Annotated in this window: 15 protein-coding genes; 1 reads left to right on the top strand and 14 read right to left on the bottom strand. The window is 35.2% G+C overall.

Going from position 1 to position 17349, the window contains the following annotated elements; genetic code table 11:
* Positions 1-18 precede the first annotated feature (18 nt).
* The 10 genes from ACEPXD_RS06960 to cotE all read right to left on the bottom strand — a co-directional run bounded on the left by ACEPXD_RS06960 (position 19) and on the right by cotE (position 12015).
* Complete coding sequence (locus ACEPXD_RS06960) at positions 19-1269, bottom strand: aminotransferase class I/II-fold pyridoxal phosphate-dependent enzyme (RefSeq protein ID WP_391121507.1); 1251 nt, start codon at positions 1267-1269, stop codon at positions 19-21.
* Between the two features lie 81 nt (positions 1270-1350).
* The gene (locus ACEPXD_RS06955; protein ID WP_391121504.1) at positions 1351-1650 is read right to left on the bottom strand and encodes a rhodanese-like domain-containing protein; all 300 of its coding nucleotides are present in this window, start codon (positions 1648-1650) and stop codon (positions 1351-1353) included.
* Between the two features lie 74 nt (positions 1651-1724).
* Entirely contained in the window at positions 1725-1946 is a 222-nt protein-coding gene (hfq, locus tag ACEPXD_RS06950) for an RNA chaperone Hfq (protein ID WP_391123071.1), read from the bottom strand.
* A gap of 63 nt (positions 1947-2009) precedes the next feature.
* A complete protein-coding gene (gene miaA / locus ACEPXD_RS06945) occupies positions 2010-2930 on the bottom strand; it encodes a tRNA (adenosine(37)-N6)-dimethylallyltransferase MiaA (RefSeq protein WP_391121501.1) in 921 nt (306 codons plus the stop codon).
* Positions 2923-3843 (bottom strand): alpha/beta fold hydrolase, encoded by a 921-nt coding sequence (locus tag ACEPXD_RS06940; protein WP_391121498.1) that lies wholly within the window; start codon positions 3841-3843, stop codon positions 2923-2925. The genes miaA and ACEPXD_RS06940 overlap by 8 nt, the downstream gene beginning before the upstream one ends.
* An 8-nt stretch (positions 3844-3851) precedes the next feature.
* Entirely contained in the window at positions 3852-5495 is a 1644-nt protein-coding gene (locus ACEPXD_RS06935; protein WP_391121495.1) for a glycerol-3-phosphate dehydrogenase/oxidase, read from the bottom strand.
* Positions 5496-7001, bottom strand: a complete 1506-nt coding sequence (gene glpK / locus ACEPXD_RS06930; RefSeq protein WP_391121492.1) for a glycerol kinase GlpK — start codon at positions 6999-7001, stop codon at positions 5496-5498.
* Positions 7002-7012: 11 nt separating this feature from the next.
* Positions 7013-8809, bottom strand: coding sequence for a DNA mismatch repair endonuclease MutL (mutL, locus tag ACEPXD_RS06925; protein WP_391121489.1), 1797 nt, complete (start codon positions 8807-8809; stop codon positions 7013-7015).
* A gap of 20 nt (positions 8810-8829) precedes the next feature.
* Complete coding sequence (mutS, locus tag ACEPXD_RS06920; RefSeq protein WP_391121486.1) at positions 8830-11394, bottom strand: DNA mismatch repair protein MutS; 2565 nt, start codon at positions 11392-11394, stop codon at positions 8830-8832.
* Positions 11395-11475: 81 nt separating this feature from the next.
* Positions 11476-12015, bottom strand: coding sequence for an outer spore coat protein CotE (gene cotE / locus ACEPXD_RS06915; protein WP_391121483.1), 540 nt, complete (start codon positions 12013-12015; stop codon positions 11476-11478).
* A 141-nt stretch (positions 12016-12156) separates the two neighbouring features.
* Between cotE and ACEPXD_RS06910 the strand changes: the two genes are divergently transcribed.
* Positions 12157-12855: a glucosamine-6-phosphate deaminase gene (locus ACEPXD_RS06910; protein WP_391121480.1), complete on the top strand. Its 699-nt coding sequence runs from the start codon at positions 12157-12159 to the stop codon at positions 12853-12855.
* Positions 12856-13691: 836 nt separating this feature from the next.
* Here ACEPXD_RS06910 and ACEPXD_RS06905 read toward each other — a convergent pair.
* Genes ACEPXD_RS06905 through ACEPXD_RS06890 form a run of 4 tightly spaced genes read right to left on the bottom strand, consistent with a single transcriptional unit; the run spans position 13692 to position 17295 of the window.
* Positions 13692-14288 (bottom strand): hypothetical protein, encoded by a 597-nt coding sequence (locus ACEPXD_RS06905; protein ID WP_391121477.1) that lies wholly within the window; start codon positions 14286-14288, stop codon positions 13692-13694.
* Complete coding sequence (locus tag ACEPXD_RS06900) at positions 14289-14867, bottom strand: nucleotidyltransferase family protein (RefSeq protein ID WP_391121475.1); 579 nt, start codon at positions 14865-14867, stop codon at positions 14289-14291. It abuts the gene before it with no gap.
* Positions 14868-16508, bottom strand: a complete 1641-nt coding sequence (locus tag ACEPXD_RS06895; RefSeq protein WP_391121472.1) for a hypothetical protein — start codon at positions 16506-16508, stop codon at positions 14868-14870. It lies immediately after the preceding gene.
* On the bottom strand, positions 16501-17295 hold the full coding sequence (locus ACEPXD_RS06890; RefSeq protein WP_391121469.1) for an ABC transporter ATP-binding protein: 795 nt from the start codon (positions 17293-17295) through the stop codon (positions 16501-16503). Before ACEPXD_RS06890 ends, ACEPXD_RS06895 begins: the two co-directional genes overlap by 8 nt.
* Positions 17296-17349: the final 54 nt, after the last annotated feature.

Here is a 17349-nt window from a genome sequence, read left to right as displayed (position 1 = left end):
TGAAAGTGGTGTTATTGCTTATTTGTTCAACGTTTGAATGGCTCCTAAAATAGCATATTTAACGTGTTCATATGTCAAACCACCTTGAATAAAAGCGGTAAAAGGTGGACGTACTGGGCCGTCTGCCGTTAATTCCATACTAGATCCTTGAATAAAGGTTCCTGCAGCCATAATGACATCATCTTCATAGCCTGGCATATATGCAGGTTCTGGAGCAAATTGAGCATTTACTGGGGAATGTAGTTGAATGGCTTTACAAAATTGAATCATTTGTTCCGCATTTTGAAACGAAACCGATTGAATAAGATCTGTTCTTTTCTCAGAAAAATGTGGTTCTGTTTTCATCCCTACTTCTTCTAATACAGCAGAAGTAAAAATGGCCCCTTTTACAGCTTGCGAAACAATATGAGGAGCTAGAAAAAATCCTTGGTACATGTCGAGCAACGTATTTAGTGATGCGCCTGCTTCTGCACCAATACCTGGAGATGTCATTCGGTACGCACATTTCGTCACAAATTCCCTTTTCCCAGCGATATATCCTCCTGTTTTAGCAAGACCGCCACCAGGATTTTTTATAAGTGAGCCAGCCATCAAGTCGACTCCAACATTCGTAGGTTCTAGCTCCTCGACAAATTCACCGTAGCAATTATCTACAAAAATGATCGCATCTTCTTTTATTGCTCTAATTTTTTGCACCATTTCTTTAATCTGATCCACTGTAAAAGATGGCCTTACTGCATATCCTTTCGAACGTTGTATGGCGATTACTTTAGTATTCTCTTTTACTGCATTTTCTACCGATTCCCAGTCAACTGACCCTGATTCCAGCAAATCAACATGCTGATAAGATATACCAAAATCCGCTAAAGATCCAGTATCTTCCCCGCCACCGTTCACAATTGATTGAAGTGTATCATACGGCTTTCCTGTTATGTACAGCAATTCATCATTCGGACGCAACAATCCAAACAAACTAATCGAAATCGCATGTGTACCTGATATGATTTGAGGTCTGACAAGAGCAGCTTCTGCACCGAAAGTTGTCGCATATACTTTTTCCAACGTATCACGACCTTCATCGTCATAACCGTAGCCAGTGGAAGGATGAAAATGATGGTCACTTACATGATGCGATTTAAATGCCGTGATTACTTTTTGTTGATTTAAAAATGCGATTTTTTCTATATCCTTATGAAAGCTCGCAATTTTCACTTCCGCATTTTCTGCTAACTCAACTACTTCTTTTGATAATGTTGTTATAAAATTCATGTCATTCTCTCCTGAAAGTTGTTTTCCATTACAAATAGAAAAGACTAATTCCAAAGTGAAATTAGCCTTTCTCTTTTATTCTTAAAACTGTAATTCGCCTTCCCATTCTAGCATTCCGCCAACCACATTCGTTACAATAAAACCGTTTTCTTCTAGAATTTCGCAAGCCATTGCACTACGTCCTCCAGCTTTACAAATAATATATTGTGGAGCAGACTTGTCAATTTGATCGAAATTGGTCTCAATTTGACCTAAAGGGATATGCACTGCTCCTGGAATCATTCCATTTGCTACCTCTTCGTTTTCACGTACATCAATAATACGGAATTGTTCTCCAGCATCTAACTTTTGTAAAAGTTCTTCAGTCGTAATAAAATTCATTATTCAATCGCCACTTTCCATGTATATTCCTACAAATACTAATAGGAACATTTCTATATGTCAATTGTTAAATACTATTCTACATTAATATTGACTGATTTAGATGGCGCGAAAGTTGAAATGGCATGTTTATAAATTAACTGTTGTTTACCTTCTGATTCAAGCAACACAGTAAAATTATCATACGATTTAATATACCCTTTTAACTGAAAGCCGTTTAATAAAAATACGGTTACAAAAACATCATTTTTTCTTAATTGATTTAAAAAATTATCTTGAATATTTATTGGTTTCATCCCAGTACCCCCATTATCCATTTTACATCTTAAAGACTCTACCTATACTACTATTCGCTCTTTTTAGTGAATCTCCTGCAAAACTGCATTAATTTCTTGAATAATTCTTTCAGTATCCGTGAATGGATTATACCAATGAATATCCATTTTATTTCGAAAATAAGTAAGTTGGCGTTTGGCATATCTTCTAGAGTTTTGTTTTAAGTTATCAATTGCTTCCTCAAAAGTAAGATGCCCTTCCAAATAATCATAAATTTCTTTATACCCAATCGCTTGAATCGACTGGACATTTCGAATATTTCGACCATAAAGCTCGGTAACTTCATGAAGTAATCCCTTTTCCAACATAATATCCACTCTTTTATTAATCCTTTCATAAAGAAGCGTTCTATCGATAGAAAGACCAATGATGTAATGAGGATAAACCTTTTCATGTCCTTGATTTTGTTCAATCTGATCTTTTCTTTTTCCACTTAACTCTACGCGCTCAATCGCTCTCATAACTCTTTGCACATTATTCGGATGAATTTCAGCAGCAGCAATAGGATCTAACTTAGTTAATCTTTCAAACAACACTTCTGATGATAATTGTTCTAATTCTTTCGATAAACTACTATCTGTTTTTGGTTCTTCTGAAAACCTAAAATCGTATAATACCGATTGTATATAAAGACCTGTTCCTCCAACAATAATTGGAACATGACCTCTCGAAGTAATTTCTTCTATTTTCTGTCGTACCATTTTTTGATATTCCGCTACTGAAAAACTATCTGTCGGTTCTTTAATATCTAATAAATGATGGGGAACCCCTTCCATCTCTTCAAAACCAATTTTAGCGGTTCCAATGGATAATCCACGATACACTTGCATAGAATCGCCGTTAATAATTTCACCGTTACAAGCTTTTGCTAATTCTATACTGAGTGCCGTTTTTCCAACAGCTGTCGGACCTACAATTGCTATTATAAATGGTCTTTCACACATTATTCATCAGCCATTTTGCAATTACATCAAAAGTATCCAATTTATTTTTTTCCAACAAAATTTCATGCCTTGCTTGTTCCACTAATTGTACGGTTACATTTTTCATTCCTGCATTCGTCAAACCTTTCGCTACTTTAAATATACCTTCTCCATTCTTACCTACTGGATCCTCTGCTCCACTTATGAGAAGTACAGGTAAATATTTTTGGATGTGGTCAATCTCTTCTGTTTTATGAATCATTTTTAACCCATAAAACAAATCAACATAAAACTGATTAGACGGGATGAACCCACACATCGGATCGTCCATATATTTTTTAACTTCCGCTTTATCTGTGTTTAACCAATCGAATGTTGACTTAGGGTCATTAATTTGTTTATTAAATCCTCCAAAAGCTATATTATGAAGTAATTTACTTTCCGCTGTTTTTGTCTGAAACTTAGCAGCAATTTTCCCAATAATTGAACCCACATCTCCAAGGACTCCAGGACTATATGATGTGCCACAAATAACTACTTTCGAGAGAGAATCACTGTATTTTTGCATATATCTCCGAGCAACAAACGAGCCCATACTATGTCCAAATAAAACCAGTGGCATCTCTACCATATCTTCCCTAACTTTGAGCAACACTTCTCGAACATCTTCTGTTACACGCTCAAATCCATTGGATTCAGCAAAATAGCCTTGTTGTCCATTTTTTTCAACGGTACGGCCATGCCCTCTATGGTCGTGCCCACTTACTATAAATCCTTTTTCCACAAGAAAAAGAGCAAATTCGTCATAACGTTCAATATGCTCCGCCATGCCATGTAGAATATGTAAATGACCTATTGGAGATTGTTCAGGAGTATACTTTACTACATGAATTTGATGACCATCTGACATTTCTACCTCTAAAATTGATTTCAATACACGATTCAACTCCCTTCTAAGGTTGCCTGCATAAGAAGTTTAGCTAATTGGTTTTCGAATTTCTCCGTTTCTTGTTCCGAGTAATTCAATAGATCTTTCATTACTTGTAATACATCATGCATATACGCTTTGTATTGTTCCACATTAAAATAAAGCATTCCAGTTCTACGCACTAAAAAATCAACTGGCGTGTATGCCATTTCATCATGTATCGCATAGTAAATTTGCGCTAATACATCAAGTGGTAAACTGGAAGTAGAGGTTGTTTTTAATAGGTGTGCATATCGAAATACTTTATCTACATTTGATCCATAAAGTTTAGCTAATCTTCTTCCTTCTTCTAAAGATAAACCATAAGATTGTGCAAGTCTTTCTTTATTGGTTATAAAAGCTTGGAAATTTTTAGAGCCACCAATGTCTCCACCTGAAAGTTCTAAATGCTTTGTCACACAAGGTCCAAAATTATAATCTCCTAATTGCTTTGAAATAGCATCCACAATAGACTCAGCCATCTTACGATACCCGGTCAGCTTTCCTCCAGCTATTGTGAACAAACCAGAATTCGACTGCCATATTTCATCTTTTCGAGAGATTTCAGAAGGATCTTTTCCTTCTTCATAAATAAGTGGACGAACACCTGCCCAAGTAGATTCCACATTTTGTTCTGTGACTTGAACATTTGGGAACATATCTTGTATCGCTTTTAATAAATATTGAACATCTTCTATTGTTGCTACAGGATTTTGTATGTCCCCTTCAAAAAAAGTATCCGTTGTACCTACATAAGTTTTCCCTTCCCTTGGGATGGCAAATATCATACGTTTATCGGGTGCATTAAAATAAAGCGCTTGTTGAAGAGGAAAATGTTGTTGATCGATTACTATATGAACGCCTTTTGTTAGTCTTAATTTTTTATTATTATCGATTGCATCAAGCGCTCGCACGGAATCTACCCATGGACCGGCTGCATTGACCACTTTTTTAGCGTGGATTGTAATCTTCTTCGTATTTAGTTGGTCAATTACTTCTGCTCCAACAACATCATTATCTTCGTTGTAGACAAAAGATCTTACTTTTGCATAGTTTAAACATACTGCACCTTTTTCAATCGCTTTTTTTATAATTTCCATCGTCAGTCTTGCATCGTCTGTTCGATATTCTACGTAATAACCGCTGCCAAGAAGTCCATTGCTTTTTAATAACGGCTCTTTTTGAAGGGTTTCTTCAGCGGATAACATATGTCTCTTTTCTTCTTTTTTGACTCCCGCAAGCAAGTCATATACTTTTAAGCCTACGGAAGTGGTCACCGGACCAAAAGTACCTTTTTTATGAAAGGGAAGAAGCATCCATTCTGGTTCGGTCACATGTACAGCATTTTCATAGACAATTTCTCGTTCTTTTCCAACCTCTGCTACCAATTTCACTTCAAACTGCTTTAAATAGCGTAACCCTCCGTGCACTAACTTCGTCGATCTACTTGAAGTGCCCGCTGCAAAGTCTTGCATTTCTACAAGGGCTACAGACATTCCTCTTGTAACGGCATCTAATGCAATACCTGCGCCTGTAATGCCTCCACCAATTACTAGTACATCGAATTCATAAAAATTTAATGTGTTAAATATTTGCTCACGTTCTACAGAAGATTTCATTTACTCACTCCTTGATAGTTTGAATACTCTTGTTGCTTCCACAGCTTTTTTCCAGCCTTTATATAAAGCATTGCGTTTTACTTCATCCATTTTTGGTTCGTATTGTTTTTGACTTTGACGCATTGCTATAAGTTCTTGTTCATCTTGCCAAAAATTTGTTGCTAATCCTGCTAGAAAGGCTGCTCCAAGTGCCGTTGTTTCATTTAACTTTGCAAGTTCTATTGGCAAGTTTAACAAATCACTCTGAAACTGCATGAGAAATTCATTACTTACTGCCCCACCGTCAACATGAAGCAGTTCTACATGTACCCCAGAGTCTTCCTCCATTGTCATTAGTACGTCCTTCGTTTGGTAAGCAAGCGATTCAAGTGTAGCTCGGATAAAATGCTCTTTCGTAGTTCCGCGAGATAAGCCGAAAATAGCTCCTCTTGCTTCAGAATCCCAATAAGGGGTCCCCAGTCCAACAAATGCTGGAACAATATATACACCATCTGTAGAGTCTACTCTTTTCGCATAGTTTTCAGACTCAGATGCATTTTGCAACATTCGAAGACCATCCCGCAACCATTGGATAGCAGACCCTGCTACAAAAACGCTACCTTCTAACGCATATGTCACTTTTCCATTCAGCCCCCAAGCAATGGTTGTTAGTAATCCTGATGGAGAGGAAACAGGTACTTCTCCCGTATTAAGCAGCATAAAACAACCTGTTCCATATGTGTTTTTAGCCATCCCTTTTTCAAAACAACATTGGCCAAAAAGTGCAGCTTGTTGATCTCCAACTGCTCCCGCAATATTGATTTCTTTCCCAAAGAACACAGATGGGTCTGTTTTCGCATACACTTCGGATGACGAAGATACAGTAGGGAGTATGATCATAGGTATATCCAGTTTTTCACAGATTTCTTTATCCCAACATTGATCATATATGTTATAAAGCATCGTTCTGGAAGCATTCGAATAGTCTGTAACATGAGCTTTTCCATTGGATAATTTCCAGATAAGCCAAGTATCAATTGTGCCAAAAAGAAGTTCCCCATTTTGGGCTTGTTCCCTTGCTCTATCTACATGTTCTAAAATCCATTTTACTTTCGTTGCTGAAAAATATGGGTCAAGCATTAAGCCTGTTTTATCTTTAAAAAAAGAGTCAAGTTGTTCATCTTTTAATTGATCAATAATTTCTTGCGTTTGTCTTGATTGCCAGACAATGGCATGATATACGGGTTTACCAGTTTTTTTGTTCCAAACAATGGTTGTTTCACGTTGATTGGTAATACCAATAGCGTGCACATCTTCTGGTTGGTTTCCACTTTCCGTTAAAACTGCAGCAATAACAGACAAGACAGAGCCCCATATTTCATTCGCATCGTGTTCCACCCAGCCAGGTTTCGGAAAATATTGTGTAAATTCTTTTTGAGCAGAATGCACAATATTTCCTTGTTTATCAAATAATATTGCTCGTGAGCTTGTAGTTCCTTGATCAATTGATAAAATATATCTCCCCATATTAACCCCTCCTACATTACTCGTTTGAACATCTTTTCCACTTCATACGTAGTAAAATGAACAATTACTGGACGACCATGTGGACATGTTAATGGATGTTGCGCATTTTTTAAGCTTTCTAATAACTGCTCCATGTCTTTTGTTGTTAAATAATGATTCGCTTTGATGGATAATTTGCAGCTCATCATTATCGCCGCTTCTTCTCTAAGCTTTTTGATATCTGTTTTTCGATTCGTTAATACTTGTTCGATTAATGCTTCAATAATTTTCGTTTCATTTCCTTTAGGAAACCAAGAGGGGTGCTCTCTAACGACAAAGCTAGATGAGCCAAACTCCTCCAAATAAACACCAATATTCTCTAATTCTTCTAACGATTCTTTTATACGGTATGATTCATCTAACGAATAGTGAAAAGTAAGTGGAAGTAATAACGCTTGTCGTTCACTAGCACTTACATCTCCCACTTTTTCTTTGTAGAATTCATATTTTATACGCTCTTGTGCTGCATGCTGATCAATTAAATAAAAGCCATCGTCACTCTGCGCAACAATATATGTTCCATGTATTTGTCCTACTACATGTAAGTCTGGAAAAGGTTTTTTCTCTTCTATATACTCTTCTATATACTCTTCTATATACGGTTCTACCACAATTTCTTCTTGAAGAGGCACTATCTCCTCATAAACAATCAAATCTTGCTCTGTTTCATCCTTTTTTGAAATTGTTTTTTGTTGTGGCGCTTGATACGTTTGTTTAAAAAAGTCAAACTGGACACTTGGTTGTTTTTTTACTTCTGGCTTTTCTGTCACTTTCGGTGGCTGTTGTACTTTATGAATAACGGAACGAATTGTGCGTCTTACAAGCTCCATTAATTCCTTTTCCTTACTTAGTCTTATTTGATGCTTTGCGGGATGCACATTTACATCCGTGAGCATTGGATCTGTTTCGATATTTAATACTACAATCGGATATCTTCCTATTGGTAACAATGTATGATAAGCATCGACAATTGCATTGTTTAGTCCATAATGCTTCACCCATCGACCGTTTACTAGAATCGTCAGGTAGTTTTTTGATGCCCGCGTAATTTCCGGCAAAGAAGCATAACCCGTAATATGAAAATCGGCGGAATCACTTCCGAAACCAATCATTTTCTTTACATTAGATACTCCATATATAGAAGCAAGAACCTGCCTTAAATCTCCTCGTCCACTTGTTTGTATAATTGTTTGGTTATTATTCGACAGTTTAAATGCGATGGAAGGAAAACTTAAGGCCAATCGGTTAATTAAGTCAATGGAATGTCCCAACTCTGTTTGAATTGTTTTTAAATATTTTAATCGGGCAGGGGTATTAAAAAATAATTGCTTCACCACAATATCCGTACCTCTTCTAATAGAAGCTGGTGTGCAAGAAAGGACTCGTCCACCTTCCAGTTCTACTTTTGTCCCCACGTTTTCTCCATCAGACGTCCACAAACTAATTTTCGAAACGGAAGCAATACTTGCTAGTGCTTCTCCTCGGAATCCTAAAGACCGAATTCGAAAAAGATCATGTTCTGTTGTAATTTTTGAAGTAGCATGTCTTGAAAAGGATTGGACGGCATCTTCCTCATCCATTCCTTTCCCATTATCCGTTACTTGTATTTTTGCTAATCCAGCCTCTTCTAGTATTATTTCAATGGATGTACTTTCTGCATCAATGGCATTTTCCACTAACTCTTTCACTACGGATGCTGGACGTTCTACTACCTCTCCCGCTGCAATTTTATTGGAAAGCAGTTCTTCCATGACGATGATTTGTCCCATTCTATTCCCCTACTTTTTGGTTATTCTAATTCGTTTTGAAGTTCATATAATAACTGTAATGCTCCTAATGGCGTAGTACCGGAAATATTAATCTTTTTCAGCTTTTTTAGTATTTTTTCGGATGATTTATCTCCCATTATTATAGATTCAGTAGGTGTCGTTAATTGCTCGTCAAAAAAGGAAAGTTGTGTATCTTGAACTACAGCATTTGATTTGTCATTTTTTTCTTTCTCTTCAAATGTTGCTAAAATGTCTCTTGCTCTAGAAATTATCTCTTTAGGTAGTTGTGCAAGTTCAGCAACATGAATCCCATAACTTTTATCCGCAGGACCTTCTTTTAACTTATGAAGAAATACTACTTTCCCATCTTTTTCTGTAGCAGAAACATGTACATTTCGTAATTTAGACAATGTTTGGTCCAGGTCAGTTAACTCATGGTAGTGAGTTGAAAATAAAGTATTTGCTCCAATATGGTCATGAATATATTCCATCATCGATTGCGCTAAACTCATCCCGTCATAAGTAGATGTTCCACGGCCAATTTCATCAAAAAGCAGCAAACTCTTACTTGTAGCATTCGTAATGGCATGTTGGGATTCCATCATTTCAATCATAAATGTACTCTGCCCGCCAGCTAGATCATCCGCTGCTCCAATTCGTGTAAATATTTTATCGACAATTGGTAATGATGCCGATTCAGCAGGAACATAACAACCAATTTGAGCCATAATTATTGTAATAGCGACTTGTCGCATAAATGTACTTTTACCTGACATATTTGGACCAGTTATTAAAAGCATCTTTTTATCTTCAGTCAACACACAATCATTTGGCACGTATAATTGATTATTCATCATTTTTTCAACAACTGGATGTCTTCCTTCTCTAATTTCCATCGCATTTGTTTCATGAAAATTCGGTTTTGTTAATCGATGCTTTTCAGATACATGGGCAAAAGAAATATAAACGTCTAACTCACTTATTTGTTTTGCTAATTTCTGTACAAGTGGAATATAAGCTTTTATTTCTTCTCTTATTTGAGTAAATAATTCATATTCTAGTAATAAGCTTTCATCTTCCGCTGAAAGGATGAGTGACTCTTTTTCTTTTAACTCGTCCGTAATATAACGTTCCGCATTGGCAAGCGTCTGTTTTCGAACATATCTAGTTTCATCTGCAAAATGAATATTCGATTTCGTCAACTCAATATAATAACCGAATACCCGGTTATACCCTATTTTCAAATTTTTAGAACCAGTTAGTTCTCGTTCTTTTTGTTCCAGTTCGGCGATCCACTTTTTGCCGTTTACAGAAGCATCACGTAGTTGATCTAGACGAGGATTATATCCATTGTTTATCACTCCACCGTCTTTTACAGAAATAGGCGGATTCTCACTTATCGCTATATCTAACTTTCTCCAAATATCTTGACATTCCTCTATTGCTTGTCCTAACGTTATGAGCGCATGATTATTGGAGTCTAATAAAAGCTGTTTTATCATAGGAATCATAGATAGAGATTGTCTTAGTTGTGCAAGATCTCTACCTCCAGCACTTCCAAACCCAATTCTTCCAACTAATCGCTCTAAATCATATACTTCTTTAAATGCTTCTTTCATTTCTTCCCTAAGCATAAAATCTTCTAAAAAGCTCGTTACTGTTTCTAACCGCAATTCAATCGCTGGTTTATCTGCAAGTGGTTGATGAATCCATTGTTTCAGTTTTCTTCCTCCCATTGCAGTTACTGTTTCATCTAATAACCATAATAGTGTTCCTTTTTGATCTCCATTACGAATGGAAGAAATAAGCTCTAAATTCCTTTTCGAATGATAATCAATAATCAAAAAGGAATCTCTTCTTTGAAAGGTGAACGGCTGAATATGTAGGAGAGAACGCTTTTGTGTTTTTTGAATGTATTGTAATAATCGCCTTACTGTTCGGTGTGTTTCTACCGGATGATTTTCAACATATTTTTCTGTTTCCTCATTATTTAGCTCTTCTTGCTCAATTGATAAAGTAAATTCATGTAAAGCCGATAGGTCATTAATCAATACATATAGCTGTTCACTTACAATCAATTCTTTTGCTTGTAGAGACAACAATTCTTGCACAATTTCTTTTTCATCACCATGTAAAATAGTTGTAAAACCGTCTCCTGTAGAAACATCTAAATAGGAAAATGCTACTTCATTAGTGGATAGTAAATCAGCAGAAGCTATAAAATAATTTGTTTTGTTATGCATTGTTTTTCCTTCTATTATGGTTCCAGGGGTTATCAAGCGTACTACTTCTCTTTTTACAACACCTTTTGCAAGTTTTGGGTCCTCTACTTGCTCACAAACAGCTACTTTATGTCCTTTGCTAATGAGCGTTTCAATATAATTCTGGGCTGCATGATGTGGCACACCGCACATAGGAATATTATCCTTCCTACTCGTTAACGTTATTTCTAAAATGGCAGATGCTTTAATAGCATCCTCATTAAATAACTCATAAAAATCTCCCAATCGGAAAAATAAAAACGCATCTATATATTCTTCTTTGATTTTCAGGTATTGTTGCATCATTGGAGTATGTGTTGTCATTTTCTGTCCTTCTCTCTTCTATACTTCTCTATTTATTATAACAAAAGATAAAGAAAAAAAGCCGGAAATACTAGCCGGCTTTTAAAGTGAGGATGAAGAGTTATCATTTGAAGAACTAGATGAGCTTGAGGAACTAGAAGAGCTTTCATCTTTAAATGCCCATTCTTCTTCAAAATCCTGGTCTTGAACTTGAATACAAATAGTTGTTTCCCCAACAACTTCTGCCAAAAGTTCACGTTCTACTGTTACTTGGAATTTAGTTCCATTTGATGTAATAATCGCTTCTGTACAATTTGGTTGTTGAATAACACGCACATGTACTTCTTCGCCTGTGGAATCTTTGTCACGGTAATGTAATTTCATTTTGTCTTTGTAATTAATCGTTTCAGTAAAAACAGATGTTTTGGAATGGTCGTGATGTGCATACCAAACGTTTATATCAAATTTCCCTGTTACTTCTACGTATTTCCCGTGCTTTTTTGACTGAAACGTATGGTTAATAACCCAACAACCTAAAATGCTAGATGGCGTATTTGGTGGGCAAAGAACTTCACTTGATTCCGTTCTCTTTTTCCCTTTAGCAATAACAGCTTTCGTCACTATCTGTCTTAAATGTTTCATTTTTTTCCTCCTTGTAATCAAGTCATAACATCATATGCGCTATCAGCCCAATGGGTTCATATTATTTGTGAAGATAGATGATTGACCTTTCGGAAGTTTACAAATACACTTAATACATTAATAGAATAGCGAGGTATTAACATGCCATTTTTTGAAATGATTCAAGTGGAAGATCAACAACAAGCAGCTTCTTTCGTGGTAAACAGACTCACTAAGGATATAAATGAAAAGACACTTCATTCATTAGGTTTAGCAACAGGGAGCACCATGATTCCAATTTATAAAAGTATCATCCATTCCTCTTTAGATTTTTCACAAGTTACCGCTTTTAACTTGGATGAATATGTTGGTTTAGCTCCAACTAATAAAAACAGCTATGCTTTTTTCATGCAAGAACATTTATTTTCAAAAAAACCTTTCAAAGAAACGTATATTCAAAACGGACTTGCAGAAAATTTAGAATCGGAATGTATCAGATATGAAAATAAATTAACTGAATGTCCATTAGATATTCAGTTTTTAGGTGTAGGGGAAAATGGTCATATTGCATTTAACGAGCCTGGTACTTCTTTTGACTCCACAACTCATGTAGCTAATCTAACAGATTCTACACTAGGAGTGAATAGTCAATACTTTGATGATCATGAAGAAATACCTACTAGAGCATTTACAATGGGAATTGCTTCAATCATGAATGCGAAACAAATTATTTTACTGGCATTTGGAGAAAAGAAGCGACAAGCAATAGAAGCTTTACTTGGAGATGAAATTACGGAACAGTTGCCCATTACAGTTTTAAAGAGACATCCGCACGTAACAGTTATTACAGATATAAAATGAGAAAAGTGGTAGTGTCTTTTAAGTACATCTTGTCTTCTCTATTTTAGAGTGCTTTGGACGAAACATCCACTTCACTATTACCGTTGAAATTGTGTAGCTGGAAGTGACCGCGTCACTTCCAGCTACACTTTTTTCGGTCATCTTGTGGCAGATGTTTGTCCGCTCAGCGCTTGTTTATCTATAGATGCTATCTATTTTTTCAGGTTCCACCAACTCTAATCATCTACCCACTTATTCATGTATACAGTGGACGGTAAAAGTAAAAACATATAGGAAATCCTGCGTAAGGTAGCCACTATTAAAAAAGCACTTCAAGTCGTTGTGAATACTCGGTTTCTAGTATATCAAATTCATATACTTTCTTATACTTTTTAGAAAAACGAAAGTGCCCTTTAAGTGCATCTGGTCTTCAGCTTTTCCCGAGTGCGTTGGACGAAACATTTGCTACACTATTATCGTTAGAGTTATGGCTCGTGGCAGATGTTTGTCCGGCGCCCTCTTGGAATACGTAGAGACAAGGTGCGTGAGGTTCGGATAATGAGAGAATAAATCCTTTCCTATACTTTTAAAAGCGGACGAAGATACAATTTCGTCCGCTCAGCGCTTCTTTATCTATAGATGCTATCTATTTTTCTCTAGTACCACCTTTTTTAATAGCTGTATAATGCATTTTAAACTTGTTACTTTAAGAGTAAAGAGAATGGAAGTAGTCGTTTATTTCAATCATTATGTTACTTAATTTAGGAGATGCTCTACATAAGAGTGGCGCGATTAGAAAGAGCTACAAAACTCCATGAATACTGGATAGTTGATCTTTTTAAATAGTCTCATATCTATTACTTTTCGAGAAAATCGGCTTTTAATATCCATACTACATCGTAGTCTTTTATCTCATTTAAGCGATTGTCTAAATCCGAATAAAAATCCTTTGAAAGCGACCTCATCCCTTGGCCATTGGAGTAACAAATACTCGCAAGAACCATATTATCGGCTATCGGAATATACTCCGATGGATTGCTACCCCAAGTACTTGACATTCCAATTGGTATCTTTTGTTTTGTACTGTTACCACTAAAGCCGCCATTACTTTGAACGCTAATATTGAAAATTGACTCTTCTTGATCAGCAATAGTTGTAGAATTGGAAAAAATAATCGTTCCATTACCTTCAATTTTCGTCAACATATTATTTCGTTTTTCTTCTACTAGTTTTCCAAACTCATATTTGTCTACCCACAAAGAGATTTGTTTATATTTTTTATCTACTTTGTAATCAAAGACAAATGATTTATCACTTGTAGAAGATAATAGAAATTTTTCTTTATCAGTTAATTTTGCTTCAGATAGTGTATTCGTTGATTGAATTTCCTTTTTACAAGCCCCTAAACAGATTATGAGCAAAGCTATAGAAATAACAAGCGATTTCCTTTTCAATCAATCACTCCTCCTATTATTAATTGAAATCATTGGCCAAATAGAAGACCAATTCTTTTTCCTTATTCGATCCTCGTATACTGTCACCAACTCTTTAGTTTTCTCAAAGCGTGGTGTGGGTTTTATTACCATTTGAATAACATCATTAATTCCATGTGGTGCAGTTAATAGTACATTATCTTCTTCGTCTAATTTCACCCCTAATGCTGTTACAGTTTCCGGAAAGTTTGCAATCCCATCAACTGATGATGTATAGGAAGGTAAATTATTTATGACATGCATCCTTGCTTGATTTTTCACTGACCAAGGTATATTCGGCATCCATTCGATTAACTGTTTTTCTAAAGATTTTTCAATGGATTCCTCTACTTTTGTACAATCAAAATAGATTACATCAATATCGGATAATGGAGTTCTATTTTCGAAACCATGAATCGTATCCCAAATTTTCGAACGAACAAATCCTGCACAAATCCACCAATCAGGAAGTTTTAATGCTTTTGCTGCTTTTAATATTTCCATCATCCATTCATCTTCTTTGATTATTTTTATTATCTCTTTTTCACCTTGGATTTTCACCTAATACCCCCTTTTTTTCAATTGTGTTGGAAATACTGCTTTCCAACCGACTATTATTCCAATTAGTAAGATCGTCATATACCCATATAATCCATAAGGTATTTTAGAAGCTATTATATGGACTAACACAAACATACCTATCACAACCATACTAGCTAGTACCTTGAATGTACTTGCATCTTGTGTATGTTCATGGGAATTCGAAAATGGGTATACTTCTCCGTTTAACATCTTATAAGAAATAAGGCTTATGACAATTGCTACAAGCAATACAACAAACAAATCCGGTAAAATCCGAATAGAAAATAGCCAAACAAAAAGAATACTTAAGAGGACAAAAATTGGAAGAAAGAAATTAACCATACATGCTTTTAACGTAGCTCTATAAATGGATGCTTTGTTTTGAACTGGAGCAGCCAAAAATATCCAATGACCTTTGTAAGTACCAGAAAATTGGAGCATATGAACAACGGTTGGAATCATTATTAAGCTAAAATAAATGACCATATAAATATTTCCATTAACTATTTCATCAAATGACCGAAATCGTACCTCATTAAACAAAAAGATGAAAGGAAATATGAATGCAAATCCAAGTTGAGGGTAAATTTTTAATTTTATTTCGCGTTCTTGCTTCATCATAAGCGAAGAAAAACGGTAGAAATTTTGTTCTTCCACAGTTCTACATAAAATTTTTGCCCATAACTTATCTATTTTTCTAGATTTCTTTTTCCTAGTAATAGAATCACTTAGTAATTTTGCTAAATTTCGTTCAAAAGATGGCATTAGTCGAATATAAAGTAGGATAGCTATTATAGTGGCTAGGAATGCAAGGATCGATAAAAAAATGATGTGTGCTGAATAGTCCTTGTTTAAGAAAAGCTCAAATGGTGCTCCGTACCAAATAGGAGGCAATAATAAATGCCACCACTCAAATGTATACGAAATTTTAAGATTAATAATTTCAAATGACCGTGCAACTAGTTGATAGCTAACCATTATGCCGATTGTTAAGAGAATTTGTACATAATTAATAATATCCTTCAATTTCTCTCCACTAAAAAAGCGTAATATAAATAAATAAACAAAAGCAGTTAATACGACAGCTAAGCAACTGGTCAGCACAATTTCTATCAAGAATATAAAGAAAAATCCAATTCCACCAGTAAATATACTGATTATTAATGGAATCCCTACAAAAGATCCTGTTAATAAAAAAATATAAATCAAAATATGAACTACTTTAGCCGCATTTAATGTTTTGGTGTTAATAGGTTTTGTATGCAGAATATTTTTATCTCGAATATCTAGTAACACCGCAGAGAAATCGGATATCATCGATGTCATTAATATAAAAATTAATAAACTAAACATAATGCTTATTAGAAAAATATATTGTTTTCCTAAAAAGAGAAAAGGAGTCAATAAGATAAGACCATATAACGCATACATCCACAAAGATTTCAAAAACTGATTACCTTCTTTTTTCACTTTCGACCCATTAAAAATGGTTGGCATTCTTCTACTATCCATTGTTAATTTCAACTGTATAATCTTTCTCATAATTTCATAATCAATGCCCGACTTCCAAAATAAACCTTTAAAACGGTCCAGTATACGAAGAGAATTAAAGTCAATCATGAGCTGAATCCTCACTAACTATATCTACAATTTTTCCAGCAATTTCTGCATGTTGTGTAAACCCTGTTAACTGATTGAATATATTTTCAAGTGATCCCTCTTTGTTCTGCGTTTTTAAATCTTCGAAAGTGCCATCCGCAACTACTCTACCTTCTACTAGTAAAACAATTCGGTTACTAATCTTCTCAACAACATCCATAATATGAGAGGAATAAAAAATAGTCTTTCCTTGTAATGCAAGTTTTGCTAGTAACTCTTTAATAACCATCACACTATTTGCATCTAGACCACTTAAAGGTTCATCATAAAATAATAAATCTGGGTCGTGTAACAAGCTTGAAATTATTAGTACTTTTTGTTTCATCCCTTTTGAAAAAGAAGATAGACGCTGATGAAAAGATGCTTCTAAATTAAATTCTTTCATCAAATCCAACGCTTTTTTCTCGGCAACATCACTTTTTAAACCATAAAGTTCTCCAGTAAATGTTAAATATTCACATGCGGTTAAATTCTCATATAATTCGGCGGTTTCGGGTACGTACCCAATACTTTTCTTGTAACTAATATCGCCATTTGAAATATCACTCCCGAAAATTTCAACTTTCCCGCTATAATCATTCAATAAACCAAGCATTAGTTTAACGGTAGTACTTTTACCCGCACCATTCGGACCAATATATCCAATAATTTGTCCCTTAAATACTTCTAAATTTACACCTTGTAACACTCTTTTATTTCCGTAACTTTTAGATACATCTATTAATGACAACACCTTTTCCTCGTTCATGAAGCTACCTCCCCAAGTCAAATTATTTTATGAATTCTACCATTCCGTCTACAA

Origin of the sequence: Psychrobacillus sp. L3 (assembly GCF_042945595.1) — a bacterium.
Lineage (GTDB): Bacteria > Bacillota > Bacilli > Bacillales_A > Planococcaceae > Psychrobacillus.
This window is presented reverse-complemented; position numbering and strand designations above follow the sequence as displayed.